This window comes from Pseudovibrio exalbescens, from assembly GCF_028737195.1.
Taxonomy (GTDB): Bacteria; Pseudomonadota; Alphaproteobacteria; order Rhizobiales; family Stappiaceae; genus Pseudovibrio; species Pseudovibrio zosterae.
On sequence record NZ_JAQZAJ010000003.1, the window covers coordinates 72,382 to 89,276 of the forward strand.

The 16,895-nt window shown below is 54.7% G+C and carries 16 protein-coding genes; 5 read left to right on the forward strand and 11 right to left on the reverse strand.

Annotated features, from left to right (window positions below):
- Positions 1-36 precede the first annotated feature (36 nt).
- The 4 genes from PUV47_RS09820 to PUV47_RS09835 form a co-directional block, all read right to left on the reverse strand.
- Complete coding sequence (locus PUV47_RS09820; RefSeq protein WP_274218380.1) at positions 37-672, reverse strand: thymidine kinase; 636 nt, start codon at positions 670-672, stop codon at positions 37-39.
- Positions 673-763: 91 nt separating this feature from the next.
- Positions 764-1,819, reverse strand: coding sequence for an endonuclease/exonuclease/phosphatase family protein (locus PUV47_RS09825; RefSeq protein WP_274218381.1), 1,056 nt, complete (start codon positions 1,817-1,819; stop codon positions 764-766).
- Between the two features lie 55 nt (positions 1,820-1,874).
- Positions 1,875-3,923, reverse strand: coding sequence for an excinuclease ABC subunit UvrC (uvrC, locus tag PUV47_RS09830; protein WP_274218382.1), 2,049 nt, complete (start codon positions 3,921-3,923; stop codon positions 1,875-1,877).
- Between the two features lie 123 nt (positions 3,924-4,046).
- Positions 4,047-5,033: a calcium/sodium antiporter gene (locus tag PUV47_RS09835; protein WP_274218383.1), complete on the reverse strand. Its 987-nt coding sequence runs from the start codon at positions 5,031-5,033 to the stop codon at positions 4,047-4,049.
- Between the two features lie 380 nt (positions 5,034-5,413).
- Here PUV47_RS09835 and PUV47_RS09840 point away from each other — a divergent pair, with 380 nt between their 5' ends.
- Complete coding sequence (locus PUV47_RS09840) at positions 5,414-6,067, forward strand: outer membrane protein (protein WP_274218384.1); 654 nt, start codon at positions 5,414-5,416, stop codon at positions 6,065-6,067.
- 119 nt (positions 6,068-6,186) lie between these two features.
- Here the strand turns inward: PUV47_RS09840 and PUV47_RS09845 are convergent, their stop codons facing one another.
- The gene (locus PUV47_RS09845; protein WP_274218385.1) at positions 6,187-6,798 is read right to left on the reverse strand and encodes a glutathione S-transferase family protein; all 612 of its coding nucleotides are present in this window, start codon (positions 6,796-6,798) and stop codon (positions 6,187-6,189) included.
- 224 nt (positions 6,799-7,022) lie between these two features.
- Here PUV47_RS09845 and PUV47_RS09850 point away from each other — a divergent pair, with 224 nt between their 5' ends.
- On the forward strand, positions 7,023-8,081 hold the full coding sequence (locus tag PUV47_RS09850) for an Acg family FMN-binding oxidoreductase (RefSeq protein ID WP_274218386.1): 1,059 nt from the start codon (positions 7,023-7,025) through the stop codon (positions 8,079-8,081).
- A gap of 10 nt (positions 8,082-8,091) precedes the next feature.
- Here PUV47_RS09850 and hemG read toward each other — a convergent pair whose 3' ends face one another.
- The 4 genes from hemG to PUV47_RS09870 form a co-directional block, all read right to left on the reverse strand.
- On the reverse strand, positions 8,092-8,637 hold the full coding sequence (gene hemG / locus PUV47_RS09855; RefSeq protein ID WP_274218387.1) for a menaquinone-dependent protoporphyrinogen IX dehydrogenase: 546 nt from the start codon (positions 8,635-8,637) through the stop codon (positions 8,092-8,094).
- A 161-nt stretch (positions 8,638-8,798) separates the two neighbouring features.
- Positions 8,799-9,281 carry a cytoplasmic protein gene (locus PUV47_RS09860; RefSeq protein ID WP_274218388.1) on the reverse strand — a complete coding sequence of 161 codons (483 nt, stop codon included), beginning with the start codon at positions 9,279-9,281 and terminating at the stop codon, positions 8,799-8,801.
- An 84-nt stretch (positions 9,282-9,365) separates the two neighbouring features.
- Positions 9,366-10,217: a 23S rRNA (adenine(2030)-N(6))-methyltransferase RlmJ gene (locus PUV47_RS09865; RefSeq protein ID WP_274218389.1), complete on the reverse strand. Its 852-nt coding sequence runs from the start codon at positions 10,215-10,217 to the stop codon at positions 9,366-9,368.
- A 153-nt stretch (positions 10,218-10,370) separates the two neighbouring features.
- On the reverse strand, positions 10,371-11,009 hold the full coding sequence (locus PUV47_RS09870) for a cold-shock protein (RefSeq protein WP_274218390.1): 639 nt from the start codon (positions 11,007-11,009) through the stop codon (positions 10,371-10,373).
- A gap of 520 nt (positions 11,010-11,529) precedes the next feature.
- Here PUV47_RS09870 and PUV47_RS09875 point away from each other — a divergent pair.
- Positions 11,530-12,195: an MBL fold metallo-hydrolase gene (locus tag PUV47_RS09875; RefSeq protein ID WP_274218391.1), complete on the forward strand. Its 666-nt coding sequence runs from the start codon at positions 11,530-11,532 to the stop codon at positions 12,193-12,195.
- A gap of 67 nt (positions 12,196-12,262) precedes the next feature.
- Here PUV47_RS09875 and PUV47_RS09880 read toward each other — a convergent pair whose 3' ends face one another.
- Both PUV47_RS09880 and PUV47_RS09885 read right to left on the reverse strand, forming a co-directional pair.
- The gene (locus tag PUV47_RS09880; protein ID WP_274218392.1) at positions 12,263-13,288 is read right to left on the reverse strand and encodes a DUF1402 family protein; all 1,026 of its coding nucleotides are present in this window, start codon (positions 13,286-13,288) and stop codon (positions 12,263-12,265) included.
- A 176-nt stretch (positions 13,289-13,464) separates the two neighbouring features.
- Positions 13,465-13,887 carry a septal ring lytic transglycosylase RlpA family protein gene (locus tag PUV47_RS09885; RefSeq protein ID WP_425313760.1) on the reverse strand — a complete coding sequence of 141 codons (423 nt, stop codon included), beginning with the start codon at positions 13,885-13,887 and terminating at the stop codon, positions 13,465-13,467.
- Positions 13,888-14,087: 200 nt separating this feature from the next.
- On the opposite strand from PUV47_RS09885, the gene PUV47_RS09890 reads away from it, so the two are divergent.
- A complete protein-coding gene (locus tag PUV47_RS09890) occupies positions 14,088-15,053 on the forward strand; it encodes a DUF1624 domain-containing protein (RefSeq protein WP_274218394.1) in 966 nt (321 codons plus the stop codon).
- Between the two features lie 514 nt (positions 15,054-15,567).
- Entirely contained in the window at positions 15,568-16,806 is a 1,239-nt protein-coding gene (locus PUV47_RS09895) for an OmpP1/FadL family transporter (RefSeq protein WP_274218395.1), read from the forward strand.
- Positions 16,807-16,895 lie beyond the last annotated feature (89 nt).

Genomic DNA, 16,895 nt, shown 5'->3' on the forward strand with positions numbered 1-16,895 from the left:
TCGTAATCCTGAACTTTTGAAAATCTCAGGTGACGCTTACGAGTCACCCTGCGGTTCTACAATAGGCTTTGTTGGGGTGGGAGCGCAATCATCGGGCCCCAACTGACGCAAAGCCCAGTGCTTGCGACACAAAGAGGTATAGGTATCCTGACCGCCGATAACAACCTGATCGCCCTCTTCTACGATGCGACCATTTTCATCAAGGCGGGCGACCATGGTTGCTTTTCGGCCACACCAACAGATGGTGCGCACTTCACGAATGTTGTCGGCCAGCGCAAGAAGTGCAGAGCTGCCGGGAAACAACTTGCCCTGAAAGTCGGTCCGCAGTCCGTAGCACATCACCGGCAGGCTCAAGCGATCCGCCACATGAGCGAGCTGCCAGACCTGCGTTTCATTCAGGAACTGGGCTTCATCTACCAAAACAGCGTGGAGAGGGCCTGTGTCTTTCTCCACCTTGATGGCCTGAAACATGTCGGTGTTGTCGTCGAAGATCATGGCGTCTGTCTTCAAACCGATCCGCGAGGCGATCTCGCCCACTTTAGTGCGGTCATCTACCGCAGCGGTGAACAGCAGGGTGTTCATGCCCCGCTCCTGATAGTTATAGGAGGCCTGAAGGAGCAGGGTGGACTTGCCCGCGTTCATTGCGGAGTAGTTGAAGTATAGTTTTGCCATGTGCCCGTTTAGCGGTAGTGCCGATGCTGTGTATTGTTCCCCGCTTTCATACAGGGATTCGTTGGCTAAACGACGTGGCGAGGCGTTTAACTCACAGCGTTCCGGCTGAATCTTCGTTTTTAGGTGCCATTGTGATGGTGGCCAACAACGGCAAGTGGTCTGACCCGATATTGGGCTCAACTTTAACGTCCCTGATGCCCAGATCTTTCGAGACGGCGATGTGATCCACCTGAGAACCGAAGAGGTCGCTGAGTTCCGGCATGAAGAAGTAACGGGTATTGCGCGGGAAGCCCCCCTCGAAGCGTGTGGTCACTTGCATCTCATCCAGCAGCATGGCGAAGGAGCGCGACCAAGGGCTGGTGTTCCAGTCACCAGCGACGATGTAGGGCATTTCAGCTGCTTCGCGGTAAGCGGTAACGTCTTCAGCAACCGCCGTCATGTACTGGGTGCGCGCGCGCAGTTTGCCAGGTGTGTGGGGGCTGTGGGGATGGACCGAATAGACCCGAACCGGTCCCAAGACGGTGTCAACGGTGAAGCGCAGGTACCTGTCCAGTCTGGTTGGATGAACCGGCGTTTCATCGATAGCATGGAACACGATGTCTTTAATCGGCAGCTTGCTGAATGCTGTGAGGTCGGTGTCTTGTCCAGCCTCTGGCACAATTGCATGAGGATAATCCTGAGATAGCAACGACTGGAGTCGGAGTGCTGAAGCGGCGGTCTCTTGAAACAGGATCAGGTCTGGTTTGCGCGTATCGATGAGGGTTCTCAGTGCCGCATCATCGTAGCGAAAGTGTTCCAGATTCAGAGACAGCAGAGTGAGTGCTTGCTCTTGCCCGTCTTTCAGCGCGGGGGGCTGAACGGCCAGCAGCTTGTCATGGGTGGCGAGGCCCAGCGTTAACCAGAGGGCGGCAAGCACAGGCGTTGTGTACCCCAAGGAGCGGCAAAGAATGCACGCAAGCAGGGTGATCGCAATGGAGATGAAGATAAACTGAGGGGCGAAAAACGCCGCTGCCTCAGAAATGTAGTAGCCCGGCAGCCAATAGGCCAAGGCAACACACAGAGCCAAGAACCAGCTGAACGCCACAAAGCAGCGGGCAATGAACTTCAGCTTTGCCCGAAGGCCGTCAATAAGGGAATTCGTATCCAAAAATGTCACCGAGGCTGTCGTGAACAGGAGAGAGCTTCAAAACGAACTGGCTCTATTATTCATGGAAATGGTCATAAATGAGTTTGGCCGTGCTTTCCGAAATGCCTTCGGCTTCTACCAGATCATCAATACCGGCTTTTGACACGGCTTTTGCCGTCCCAAAGTGCTTCAACAAGGCGCGTTTGCGTGCCGGGCCGATGCCCGCAATCTCATCCAATGGATTGGCCGCAATGGCTTTCTTGCGCTTGGCGCGGTGGCTTCCAATTGCAAACCTGTGGGCCTCATCGCGCAGACGCTGGACGAAATAGAGAACGGGGTCGCGCTCGGGCAGCATGAAGCTTTCTCGGCCGCTGATGAAGAACTTCTCGCGGCCAGCATCACGGTCCGGGCCCTTCGCAATGCCAACGAGTGGAACGTCGGTGATGCCCATTTCCTTGAGCGTATCACGCACCGCACTGAGCTGACCGAGGCCACCGTCGATCAACACCAGATCGGGCCATTCGGGAATGTCTGCGTTGCTTGGCGGCGTGTCGGCAGCCTCTACGGTCTCGTCAGGCACAGCCTTTGTTTCCGCTTCAGGGTTGCTGCGCGAAAATTTGGCGGTTTCTGGCAGGCCACCTGGCACTTCCTTGAGAAGGCGTGCAAACCTGCGGCCCATGACTTCGCGCATCATGCCATAGTCATCGCCCGGAACCAGATCCTGCGATTTGATATTGAATTTGCGGTAATGAGCCTTGGCGAAGCCCTCAGGCCCCGCAACAATCATGCCGCCAACGGCATTGGTTCCCATGATGTGGGAGTTGTCAAAGACATCAATGCGCCGTGGCATCTTGTCGAGGCCGAAGGCTTCCTGAACACCTTTGAGCAGGCGGATCTGACTTGAGGTCTCAGCGAGGCGGCGCCCCAGTGCGCCTTTCGCGTTCGTTAGGGCGTGGTCTACCAGTTCCTTTTTCTCGCCGCGCTTGGGAACCGCAACTTCTACCTTGTGGTCTGAGCGGGCGGTCAGGGCGTCCTGCAAGAGATCGCGTTCTTCCAGCTCGTGCGACAGCAGAATAAGTCGTGGGGCAGGTTTGTCGTCGTAGAACTGAGAGAGGAAACTCTCCAAAACTTCCTCGGGATTGTAGCTCCTGTCGGCTTTCGGAAAATAGGCGCGGTTGCCCCAGTTCTGGCCTGTCCGGAAAAAGAACACCTGAATACATGTCTGCCCGCCTTCTTGGGCGATGGCGAAGACGTCAGCTTCCTCTGTGTTCTGCGGGTTGATGCCCTGATGGCTTTGAACATGAGAAAGCGCTGCCAGCCGGTCTCGATATACAGCAGCGCGTTCGAAATCCAGTTGCTCGGAAGCGGCCTCCATGGCCTGCACCAGATCCTTCTTGATGAGCTGACTACGCCCAGAGAGGAACGCCTTGGCTTCGCTGACGAGGCCCGCATAATCCTCGGTTGAGATTTCGCCGGTGCAAGGGGCTGCGCAGCGCTTGATTTGGTAAAGCAGGCATGGGCGGGTGCGGTTTGAATAGTAGCTGTCAGAACAGTTGCGAATGAGGAACGCCTTCTGCATGGCGTTGATGGTTTCATTCACGGCACCAGCTGAGGCAAAGGGGCCGAAGTAGCTGCCCTTGCGATTGCGCGCACCGCGATGCTTGATGAGTGCAGGGGCGTCGTGGTCGCCACTAATCAGGATGTAGGGGAAGGATTTGTCATCGCGCAGCAGCACGTTGAAGCGTGGGCGCAAGCGCTTGATCAGGTTCGCTTCCAGCAGAAGTGCCTCCGGTTCAGTGCGCGTTTCGACAAACTCCATGGAGGAGGTTGCCATGATCATGCGCATGATACGGTTGGACTGCCCCTGCAAGCGGGTGTAGCTCGTCACTCTTTTCTTCAAGGAGCGGGCTTTGCCAACGTACAGCACATCACCATCTTCGTTCAGCATGCGATAGACGCCCGGTCCCATGGGCAGGCGCTTTACGAAATGCTTGATGACCTCGACGCCTTTTGTGCCTTCCGGCAAGGAGCTGGTGGTACTTTCAAACTCAAGGGTTTGGGTGGCCGTGTCTGCGGAGGCAGTGTTTTCTGCCTGCTCTGGCATGTCTTTTTCACGACCACTCATGGATCAAGATACCCTTTCTCTGCTTTTACCCAATCCAAATAAAATGGCTCCGGAGCGGGATCAAGCTCCGGAGCCATTTTAGCAGAAGTCTTTTCAGCCGCTCCATGGCGGAGATGGAAAGTCCTAGACTTTTCCCAGTGCGAACACGCCGTAGATGTAGCTGATGTAGCCAATGGTGAGCAGGGCACCCCAACCGCGACTAAGGCATACGCGGCGTCCGGCGAAGTAGAGCAGCAGCAATGCACAGCCCAACATGACCCACACGTCCATCTGCAAAATCTGTTCAGGGACGGGGATTGGCGCGATTACAGAGGTGATGCCCAGAATCGCAAGGATGTTAAAGACGTTGGAGCCAATCACGTTGCCCAGCGCTACCGCAGCATGCTGACGCACGGCGGCCATCAATGTGGTGGCCAGTTCTGGCAGTGAGGTGCCAAGGGCAACCACGGTGAGGCCGATGACTGCGTCTGAAACGCCCCAAGCCGATGCCAGCACAACTGCACCTTCAATGGTGTAGTGAGCGCCGATGGGCAGGCCGACCAGTCCAATACAGACAAAAGCGAAAGAAATGACGGAGTTCTCTGGAACTGCTTCGACGTCGAGTTCGTCAAGGTCGTTGTTGCCAACTGCGCTGCTTGTTGCGGCTTTCAGGGCTTTGCGGTGCTGATGGGCAGTGTAGGCCGACCAGGACAGAAAAACGACCAGCAAGCCCAGCAAGATGACACCGGAAACATGGTGCAGCGGGCCGTAGAAACACATGGCGATGAAGACCAGAGAGACCGCCACCATAAACACGGCGCTGCGGGTGGCCCCGCGCTCATCACATGGCGTAGGTGCGAGCAGGGCGGGCAGGCCCATCACCAGAAGAACGTTGGCAATGTTGGAACCCACAACGTTTCCGATCGATATTCCGCCATTGCCCTGAAGCGCTGCGTCTAGTGAGATCACGAGTTCTGGCGCGCTGGTGCCGAAGGCCACAATTGTAAGGCCGATGACAAGAGAAGGAATACCCAGCATCTTGGCGATGCCCACGGAACCACGTACCAAAAAGTCACCAGCAAATATCAAGGCGGTCAGGCCGCCTATGAGGCTCAAGTAAGCAATGAACATTCAACGATCCGGATCGTGAGAAGTTTTTTGTCGGGTTTTCAGGGGACCGACACGTTATTTGTGCCACCGGTATATAGGCAGTAATCACGCAAGCTTGAAGCCCCGTGCGTAGTTTTCCAAGCGCTTACAATTTGTCATAGAATGTGAACACTGTGTTGTAGTCCTGTCATACGTGAGAATAACCTAAGGGCAACAATGGGTTGCGGTAATTGCCAAGTGCAGGCCAAAATTCGCCGCAGTTTCTCCTTTTTTAGAGGCTTATGCAGCCACAATGGATCTCCATATAGGACGGGACGCGGATTCCGGGGGGACTCGGATAACCGTCGGGACTGCCCGCATTTTCAGCGGTCCCACCGAAGCTATATAAGTGGAGAAATAATATGCTGCGTTTTGCATCAACAGCTGTCGCATTAGGCTTGCTTGCCGGTCCTGCGCTTGCCGCGGACCTTCCTCAGCCCCAGGAACCAATTGCCTACGATGAGCCAGTGGTGATTTCCCAGTACGACTGGAATGGTGCTTACATTGGTGCAAACCTCGGGTGGGGTTTCATGGGCTTTGACGGCGATGCCGGCACCACCGGGGCATTGGACGACAACGACAACGGCGTCAACGTTGGCCTCTACGGTGGTTACAACTTCATGGTGACCCCACAGATTCTGTTGGGTGTTGAAGGTGACATCGCTTACAACGACATTGATCAGTCTGCAGGCGGTTTCGGTATTGAATCCGACTGGAATGCAAACATTCGCGCCCGCGCCGGTTATGCCGTGTTCAACAACACGCTGCTCTACGGTACCGGTGGTGTTGCATTTGCCGACCTGACTGCAACTGGAAACGGCGACAGTGATGACACAACCGCTGTCGGTTACACCGTTGGTGCAGGTATCGAGCAGGCATTCACAGACCGTATCTCCGGTCGTGTTGAGTATCTTTACCAGGATTTTGGCAGCCAGGACTTTACCCTGGGCGGCACCCGCTACAAGACCGATGTTGACAACAACATCGTGCGCGCTGGTGTAGCTGTAAGCTTCTAAGTTGAAGTACTGCGTAATCTGAAGAATGTGCGGCGGGCCCTCCGTCGCACATTTTTTTGCCCTGATTGACGGCAAAGGGAGAGGCTGTTTGGCCAACCTCTCTGGTGTTCCGGTGCGTTTTAATCGTGCGGCTGTGTCGTCTCGAAGGATGGAACGGATGCAGCAAAATCATCCAGCCATCCAACAAGCTTTTCACGGCCCTGACGCCATTCTCCACCGAGACGGAAATCAAGGTAACCCAGAGCGCAGGCCAATGCGATTTGGGCTGCATCTGGCGAGCCATGGCTGACATGCGGCAGAGGGTTGGCTTCGAAAGCGTTCAGCGAACGGTCTATCTTGTCTTGCTGGTAGGAAAGCCAGTTTGTGTCCACCTTTTCCGCTGGTCGGAAGCGGCGTTCATAGACGATTAGGATTGCGGCATCGACAATGCCGTCCGCCATCGCCTGCTTGGTGAGAACATCAAAACGCTCTGCTCCTGCTGGCAGAAGTTTTTCGCCACCGGCAAGGTAGTCCAGATACTCCGTGATGACAGGGCTGTCGAAGAGTGCTGTGCCATCCTCCAGCACCAATGCCGGGATCTTGCCAAGCGGGTTTTGCTGGCGAAGGCTGTCTTCTGGATCTGTTGTCTTTGCCATCTGCACTTCAATGCGGTTTGCGAACCCGAGCACCGTTGCAGCGATCTTGATTTTGCGACCGAACGGGGAGGCGCTGGAAGACCGAAGTATCAACATGGGATTTTCCTGTATGCAGCTGGAGATGCCTGCCAGAATGCGCATTTCCAGTGGCATTGCAAGCTTTGATCGGTCCCGTCTGCGTCAGTTTTTCCGAGCGAACATGTGGTTTCAACTACACTACACCAGTGTTTTCCGTATGATGGAGGAGCAAGGCCCTTTCAGGTAGGGTACGACAGGGCTTTTGCTTCTTTGGCAGGGAGGACGCGTTCGCTGCGGGTTATGTGGCCCTTGCTGTTGGCGCAATGGGACTGGAAGCGGTGTTCGGTAGCAATCTTCATGAAGCGGCAGTCAGGGAAGTCTGGATTCCAGCTGTGGCAGCTTCCGGTGACTTTCCGGAAAAGCACCGCAGGTTGGTGCAGTTTGCCCTGTTGGCGGCCAACGGACACAATACGCAGCCTTGGTTCTTTGAGGTCTCACAGAACACTATTTTCATTCGACCTGACCTTTCACGGCGGACCCCCGTGGTGGATCCGGATGATCACCATCTCTACGCAAGCCTTGGATGTGCGACGGAAAACCTGAGGCTAGCCGCCGAAAGCTCTGGCTTTGCGGTGGAGATCAAGCCCCATGAGACCGGGGTTCTGGTTCATCTTGAGCCCGCAACAGCGCGGCTATCCCCGCTGTTTCAAGCGATATCCCACCGACAATGCGTTCGTGCCGACTATGATGGCACGCAGGCCTCCAACGAGGTGCTTGAGGCCCTGCAACAAGCAGGGCAGTCTGATGGAGTGCAGATGCGCCTCTTCACCGACAAGCGTGAACTGAACGCCTTGAAGGAGCTCGTGATCGCTGGCAACTCAGCACAGATGGGCGACCCTGCCTTTGTGAAAGAGCTAAAACACTGGATCCGTTTCAATGGCGCCCAAGCAGACAGATCGCGGGATGGACTTTACGCCGGTTCAACTGGCAATCCCAGCGTGCCGACGTGGATTGGGAGTCGACTGTTCGATTTTGCCTTCAGGAAGGCCAGTGAGAATACCAAGTATGTGGGACATGTAGACAGCAGCGCGGGGATGGCCGTCATCATTGCGGAACGGGATGACCCGATCGGTTGGATTGAAGCGGGCCGGGCTTGTCAGCGGTTTGGCCTTGAAGCAACCCTACAGGGGTTGAAGTATGCGTTCCTGAACCAGCCAATTGAGGTCCTCTCGGTCAGGCAAGAGTTTCAGAAGTTTCTCGGGTCCGACAAGCGACCGAACCTGTTGATGCGCTTTGGCAACGGGCCAAGCGTGCCGCGATCACTTCGGCGCAGGCTGGATGATGTGATGCGCGTGGTGTGAGTTTTTTGTTTCAGGCGCTGATTGATGCTTGAGATTGTGCCAGATCGGCCGCGAACTTTTTTACCTCGGTCCAGTCTGTATACTCGATTGAGGCATGTCGATCTGTAGGTCCGCCGGTCAGGTGCATGATGAGCTGTATCATGACGCGATCGAACCAGCTGTATTCCGGATAGCGCAGAGCGCCAGCAAATACAGCGCAGTTGCGAGGCTTCAGACCACTTCTGGCGACAAACTTCTTGAAGTAGTGATTGGTTTCCGGAGTGGCTTTTTCCGGTTTGCGCGCTGTCAGGCACACGGTGAAGGCGGCGATGCCGCTTGCATTGAGTTGTGTCAGGTGTTCCGAAATCCACCTGCGCGCAGTCGGGACAATGTTGCCATAGCGGATGGCGGCACCAAGCACCAGCTTTTGATCCTGCTTCAAGTCCAGCGGCTCCCGGCCGGAAATGAGTTCCCGCAGGTCGCAATCATGCCCTGCCGCACGCAGTTCACAAGCGATCTTCGTCATGATCTTTCGGGTATGGCCGTCATGGGTTGCGTAGACCAAGAGAAACGACATTGTGCGCTCGTAAACCTGCTGCTGTGCTCTGCACGGAAATGGGAGTTGTGCTGCAGAGCATAACAGCTTTACGGGTGCGCACTATTGGGGTTATCCCGTTCTGATGGTGCGGTCTTGTTGGACTACCCATTGAAAGGCAGCGGCAATTAGGCGCGGTGCTTTTAGTATTGCGGCCGAACCCGTCGGCAATTGCCATCATAAACACGCCACCGATCAAGCCCCAGAAGGCAGGCGTTAACATTCCAGCTGATGCCAAGAAAGCCTGCATGCTCCGTTACTTGGTAGTACAGGCGCTGATGGCTGCCATCTGTCAGAACGGCTTCGGCATTGCAGTAACGCCGGGCGAGGGGGCTGGGATTGGCGAGCCAATAACCACTTTGGTGAATGTGGCGGATCTCATCAATACGGCGATCATTGTAGTACAGTGGGATCGCCGCTGCGATCTGCTTTTTGATGGCCTTTTGAACTGATGACGCATCACACCGAGGAATGCGCGGATCGCCGTTCAGCGAAAGATAAACACGCTGGTCTGAGGTTGGGTCTTGTTGGGTGCGCGCGCCCGAATAATCCGCAGCTTGCCCAGAAGCGGTTGCCGCCAGCAAAAGGGGCAGAGCGAAAAGGGCGACAACGATTTTCTTGACCATGTGTCCTGTCCGAATAGCAATTGCAAGAACCACCTTACGATGCGTTATTCGCGGACGAGGGGCAACTCTTCCTTCTGGGGGAGTCTATTCGTCAATGACCTGCTGGACAGACCAAGCCGCCCCGGGGCCTCGCTTGAGCTTGTCGCAGAGCCATGGCAGCGCAGTCTCCATTTTCTGCTTTAGCGTCCAAGGTGGATTCACCACCAGCATGCCACTGGAAACCATTGGCTTTTCCGGACCGATCCGGCCTGAACCCAACTCGAGGCCCAAGACATTCCGGATTCCGTAGGCCTCCATGTTCGCAATAAGGCGGTTCACTGTCTTCCGCTCTTTGATGGGATACCAGAGAGCGAAGGTACCGGTTTGCCACCGCTTCCAGCCACGCTGAACGCCTTCCAGCAAACGCTCGAACTCGTCCTCCACTTCGTAGGCCGGATCGATGAGGACCAGCCCGCGACGTTCTTTTGGGGGCAGGAAGCTGCCCAGAGCCAACCAAGCGTCCAACTCGATGAGTTTTACATGCTTGTCGCCGCCAAAGTTGTCGGTGAGGGTACGGAAGTCGTCCGGGTGCAGTTCGGTCAGGGTCAAACGGTCCTGATTACGCATGAGATCGCGCGCGATGATTGGGGAGCCCGGATACATGTCAATGCCAGTGCCTTGCGGGTTCATGGCGCGCACAACACCAAGCCATGGGTCCAGCACCTCTGCTACATCTGATGGGATGTCTTCATCAATGATGCGGCCGATACCGTTTTGCCATTCTCCGGTGCGCTGGGCCTCATCTGACGTCAGATCGTAGATGCCAATGCCTGCATGGGTGTCCAGAATGCGGAAAGCTGCATCTTTCTTCTTCATGTAGGTGATGATTGCAGCCAAAACGGTATGTTTCAGAACATCGCCTAGGTTACCGGCGTGGTAGATATGGCGATAGTTCATGGACGTCCCTCCGGGGGCTAGGTTGGCATTGGGGTGATGCTCCTACCATAGTTTAAGCGGGATGCAAGAGGGGAACTGCTGCGAGGGCTGGCAGCGAAAAGGAAAAGGCGACCCGAAGGCCGCCTCTTGAATGCTTTGTTTCGCTCGACCGTATCAGTCGCGTGCGAAATCGTCTTCCGGGGCTGCCATTTCATAGCTGTCTTCTGTTGCTGGGGCATCGCCCTTCAGAAGTTTCAGCTCAACAGCCTTCGGTCCTTTTCCGCGGCGGTCTGGCTCTGTTTCAAACGAAATCCGCATACCGCTGTCCAAGCTCTGCAAGCCTGAGCGCTCGACAGCAGAAATGTGAACGAAGACATCACTCTCAGCTGAATCAGGTGTGATGAAGCCAAAGCCCTTGTCTTGTTTGAAGAATTTGACCGTTCCGGATTGGCGCGGGCCGCGCTCTACAGGGGCATGTTCACGCCGTGGTCCGCGGTTGCCACCGCCACCAAAGGGTGGACGGCCCTGACCGTCTCCGTCATTGTTGCCACGGTAGCCGCCACGGTCTCCTCCGCGGTCGGGGCCGCGATCTCGAGAGCCATAGCTGCCTCTGTCTCTAGCTCCATAACCGCCACGAGAATCGTTGCGATCATTGTTGTGGTCGTCTCTAGGTGCCTGATAAGGGCTATATCCGGGCTCGCTTCCAAGAAAATCAGGAGCTCCGAATTCCGGGCCGAAACTATGCGCACCGCCAAACTCACGCTTGCCACCACGCTTGTTCCGTGGGCGGCGGCCCGAATTCCCGTCATGCATTACTATATCGCCTTTCCTGCCAGCATTACGCCAGTACATGCCAGCACTTCCAATTCACCACCAAAGGTGGCCGGGTCGTCTACCGGTATTGACCAACTTGCGTTGTACGAAGCTGAAACCATCTGCACCAGAAGGTATAGCAAGAGTTTCTGACACAAATATATGCTCGGCTACGTGGCAACATACCGCTTACGGTATGGGAAGCATCATAGGGTTCAGTTGGGTAAGAGGGCAAGACATTCGTGAGACTAATATAGTCAAACCCCTAGATTGTGCGGGGATGCTACTCCCTTGATTATCGATATTGAGCGAAAAAGTCAGAACTCCAAGAAATTGTGTAAGTATTGTGACGTTTTGAGGTGTGCGTTGTGCTGTAAACTGTTTAGGCGGCTTGTTCCCAAAGCCTCGCTCCCCCTGTTGGTTGAAGATGGGAAAATGTTGAGCGTCACAGGAGGCAGGCGAAATTTCGCCAATATCCTGATAGGGTGCGCGAAAGAGTCAAAAAGGGGTTTGAGAATACATGAGCGATCAACACACTCAGGATCCAACGCCGGAGCTTCAAGTCACAGTTGTGCCGGTGACTGCCTTTCAGCAGAACTGCAGCATTCTTTGGAACACCCGCACCAAGAAGGCGACCGTGATTGATCCGGGTGGGGATGTAGACCAGATTCTTTCTGCAGTTGAGCAGCTTGGTGCAGCCATTGACCGGATCGTGCTGACCCACGGCCATCTGGATCACATTGGCGGGGCTGCAGAGCTTGCGAAGAAGTCAGGGGTGCAGGTGGAAGGGCCGCACCTGGATGACAAATCGCTGATTGACGGTGTCGCAGATCAGGCGCGTCAGTTCGGCCTGCCTGATGTGGCCCCTGTTACGCCGGACCGTTGGCTGACTGAAGGGGATACCGTGGAGCTTGGCGGTGTCACCTTTGATGTGTTGCATTGCCCGGGTCATTCACCGGGACATGTGGTCTTTGTCAACAAGGAGCTGCGTTTCGCGATTTCAGGAGACGTGTTGTTCGCGGGCTCCATTGGCAGGACCGATCTGCCAGGCGGAGATCATGCGACACTGATCAAGTCCATCAAGGAAAAGCTGTTGCCGCTCGGGGATGATATCACCTTCTTGCCCGGACACGGCGGTGCATCGACATTCGGTAATGAGCGTCAATCAAATCCGTTTCTCGCCTGAGTGCAGTCCATCTCCATCTGGGCTACAAAGTGAGACAGAGTGCTGCTGACCTTGTCGGCGGCACTCTTTACAACAGGTTTTGCAGTTGATCGATGCGGGCGTTGATGAGCCACCCGTAGTAATTTTCCTGTGGCCATGCTGACGGGTCTTCTTCGCGACGCGCTGCGTATGCTGCGGCCCTCTCCCATGGGTTGCCGAGGTTATAAAGCGTGGCTGTGATCCCCGGATTGGTCGAGATATCAATACCGGCGACCTGCTTGTAGGCCTCAATGGCATCTTTCAGCACCGCTGCAGTGTAGTGCAGGGACATTTCCGGGTTCATGACCGTTGTGTACACGTCCATGGCCTTGTCCGGGTCCAAAGCCGGGAAGCCGCTGACTTCCTGAACCTTGTCGTTCATTTTCAAAGCAGTCAGTGGTGTCAGCTGGCCGATGCCAAAACTCTGTCCGGCAAACATTGGCCGAAAGAACACCTGATGGAAAAGCTTGCGCGGATAGGGGTGGTTGTCGACCACCTTGCCCAGAAAACTTTCGTTCCAGACCTTTTCATAGCAACGCCATTTCGCGCTGCTGTCATCGAAGTTATTGCAGGTGCTGAACTGAGGGCGCTGGACAAACTCACTTACGGGCTCATCGTTGAACTCGAACTCGATGCGCAGACCAGCGTACTGAAGCGCTTTCAGGTAGTATCCCTGAGCGCTGTCGAGACTGTCATAGTTGTATGTGTGCTCACCCACGATAGCGCCTACAATATGGATCGGGTCGATCTCATAAAGTTCCGCAGCCCTGTTGATCTGACGCATGAGCTTTTTATCGCTCTCAAGCAAGTTGAGAACGCGATCAAACTTTGAATCGTAGGTCCGGTCGTAGGCTCGTGTTCGCGTGGTGGAGGCCGCTGGTACCGGCGGTTGTTCCATGTTCATGTTGCCAATCGGCATTGGGATCACGGGTGATGGCAGCGAGCCTGTCGTGATTTCTTCGTTCAGGTCCGGCATATGCACGGCCGAGATCTGCTCGGCGTGGCCGCTCAAAGCGGTGCCAGCAATAAACGCCAGCGCAAGAAGGGATGATGCGAACGCTTTGCACGAATGCACGATGATGACCTTTGTAAAATGCCCGCAGGATTGTCCGAGGGGTGCCCGTTAACGATTCAGTCTTGGCTGTCTTAATAGCCAACCACCGCAGTGTCGTAAAACCGTGTAACCTAGGTGGCACTTATTTTACGTGAGTTGCTGACAGAACTTTTTGTGAGTTTTGCGCGCACCGCAAGCTAGCTGCAGCCGTGGCCCTTGAGCTTATGACCGCCTTCACCGATCACTTCAACCTTTACACTGGTAATCCCCGCATTCACAAACCCGATTTTGTCAGCAGCTGCTTTGGTTACATCAATCACGCGTCCTTTTACAAAAGGGCCGCGGTCGTTGATGCGCACATTGACGGCCTTGCCGTTTCTCAAGTTTGTCACCTTTACAATCGTGCCGAATGGCAGAGTGCGGTGTGCCGCGCTAAGCTTGCTTGGGTCTGCCATTTCACCACTTGCCGTGCGGGAGGTGAGCGCATACCAGGAAGCCTTGCCACACTGGCTGCCGGTCACTGTCTTCGCTGACGCCGTACCGGCCTCAAATGTTGCAAGGGTAGGTTGGAGCAGCACAGCCGCTGCGATAATCAGTGAGTACTTGCACGCGTTCGCCATGCCACGGTGCGCAGAGCGCACAAGCGCTGTGATATTCGACATGTTCGTCCTCATCTTTCGGAGATGAGAGCTATCTGCTGTTTAAAGGCGGCAGAAAAAAGACAGTTAATGGAAAAGTTGATTTTGTTTTCCTATTAAACAGAGTGAAGAACTTCTTTGGATTTTAACCTAAGTGCTTGCCGCCGAACGGAAACACCTTGATGAACAGACCTAAAGCAGCCGAAATGGGACAGACTACTCGACTTCCGTGGCTTGACATCGCGCGTGGTGCTGCTCTGTGGGCCATGGTCCTCTACCACTTCAGCTGGGATTTGCTGTGGTTTGGGCTCGTGGACTGGCCGGTGGCAACGGGCATGGGATGGCGCTCTTTCGCCATTGGCATCGCGGCAAGCTTCCTGTTTCTGGTGGGGTTCAGTGCCAACCTGGCGCATGGCAAGGGCATTCGCTGGAAGGGGTTTTGGAAGCGCGAGGCAAAGATCGTTGCCGCTGCGGTGCTCGTTTCTGCCGGGACGTACTTTGCTCTTGGAAGTCAGATGATACGCTTCGGGATCCTGCACAACATTGCACTGAGCAGCCTGCTGGTGCTGCTGTTCCTGCGGTTGCCCTTTTTGCTTAACACTCTGATTGGGCTGGCCGTTATTGCGCTCGGAAACGCGGTATCCCCTTTGGCTCCTGATCCGTTGTTGTTCTGGATTGGGCTGCATCCGTCTCCGTTTGTGTCTGTTGACTTTGTTCCAGTGTTTCCATGGTTCGGAGTTGTGTTGCTTGGCTTGGCGGCATCACAATACTACACGGCTATGAAGCTACGGCGGAGGGCGCAAGAACTCCCCGAGCCCCCGCCGAGGCGTTTGCTCCCTCGCGCGATGGGATGGTCTGGAAGGAACTCCCTGTTTTTCTATCTGGCACACCAGCCAATTTTATTTGGGAGTCTGTGGCTGTTGGTGGCGCTGGGTGGCTTGCCGGATCGGGATGAGATGGCGTTCCAAAGCAACTGCGTTGCGGCATGTGTCTCCTCACATGAGGCAAGTCAATGTGAGACGGCGTGTGCTTGCACCCTCGAACGTCTTCAGCAGGGGGATGAGTGGGAAAGGCTCTTGAATGAGCCGCTGAATGCGACGCTCCGTCCTGTAATCCAACAGCATTTCCAGATTTGTCTTGCTCAATGAGAGGCCGTGGTTGGGGCGAGAATCAATATGCGCGGCCCTCAGGGTGTGAACTGTTGTATTTTTGCAATTCAGAGCAAGAAACACAGGATTTGCCCCGTTTTTTTATCAATAGGTATTTCGGCGTGTTTGAGCGTTCACGCGCAACAACTGGAATCAAACAGGGCGATTTTGGGTCCAAAATGGGGTGTTTTGTTACTGTCATAAACACCCAGAGCCATTTCAGCTATAAAAATGGACAAGCTGGGCGATCCTTAGGGAAGTACTAGGTCGTTGGGGGGAGTTGACCCCTGCTGTTCTATTGTAAATATTTCCCCGTATAAATACACAACCAACCGTATTCTTACCGTGTCTGTAACAAACCTGCTCACAGGGAGATGGCGGGTGAAGTTCGGGCGGTGCTTTGTTTTAAACGGCATTGGCCCTTTGGAATGACGCGAGCTTAGGTGCGCACCTTTGTTGGGGGTGGTGGGCCGCGGTTCTAGGGGAAGAAATGACTCTTTATTGGAGGGGGAATATGAAAATTTTCAATCGTGCGCTCGGCGCTACTTTGGCTGCCGGCACAATTCTTGGTGCTTCCGGTTCGGCTTTTGCTGCAGGCTGGGACGTGCAGGGCCTGAACAGCTATGACCTTCTGTTCTCCGACAAGAAATTCGCCGTACAGGCGCAGACCAGCTACGTCGACCGTAATGTTGATTTCAAAAACGTAAATGGCACCAATCGTGGCGGGCAGGCTACATCAGGATCTAGCGCCGATGATGCAGTTCCTGATGTTTGGCTCTATTCGGTCGCTGTAAAGGCAAATCTGTTTGAAAATATCGATTTTTTTGCAAGGGTCGATAATCCTTACATCATTCGCGAAGAGCCTGGATTCGATTGGGGCGGGAGATATGCCATTGCCGAGACGGTTGCAGATGCACATGGCATTGATGCAATGCTCAGCTATAAACATGCAATAAATGGAAGTAGTAATCTTCGCTTCTTCGGTGGCGTTCGTGCTGTAGATGTTACTTACGAACAAAATTCGGCATTCAATCCCGTGACCACTGCCGTGCCAGCGCTCGATCGAGTTGCCAGCATCGATGTGGAAACAGATGGTTACGAGTTTGGATGGCGCATCGGGGCGGCCTATGAAATTCCTGAAATGGCGTTGAGAGCGAAAGTTTCTTATGATTCAGCCATTGATGTGGATTTGGATGGACGCTTTTTTACGAACGGTGCGGTTTTAAATCCGTTAAACAGTAGCGTTGTGATCCCAGCTCTTGATACGTCTGCCGATGCAACCGCTACCCTTCCTCAAGCAATTGAAGCAAGTATTGAGTCAGGCGTCGCTCCAGGTTGGTTAGTCTCATTAGGTGTGAAGTGGGTTGATTGGAGTGTTTTGGATGAGCTCGCGGTCAACTTCGGTAGCAATGCGATAGGTGCAACAGGGTCAACTCGCGTGTTGAACTACTCCGATGGTTGGACTGTGGAAGCCGGTGTTTCGCACAAGCTCACGGACAAATTAGGTGTTGGCGGCACGATCACTTGGGACAAGGGCATTGGCGGCCCTTACTCTGATTTCTGGGCGTTCGGCGTTGGGGGTGCATATGATGTATCAGAGAATGTGCGTTTGGCGCTTGGCGGCCGAGCAGTGTATAAAACTGCCGATAGCGGCGTTTACGATATTCAAGGCTCGACGCCTGTTTCTGCAACTTATGAGTATGACTCTTCCTGGAACTTCCAGCTGTCTTCACGCCTGAAGGTCTCCTTCTAAGCTGGAGGCTCAAACAAGTTTGGAACCCACCGGGAGCTAAGGCTTCCGGTGGGTTTTGTTTTTAGGAACGAAGCAAGAACAACTCTTTT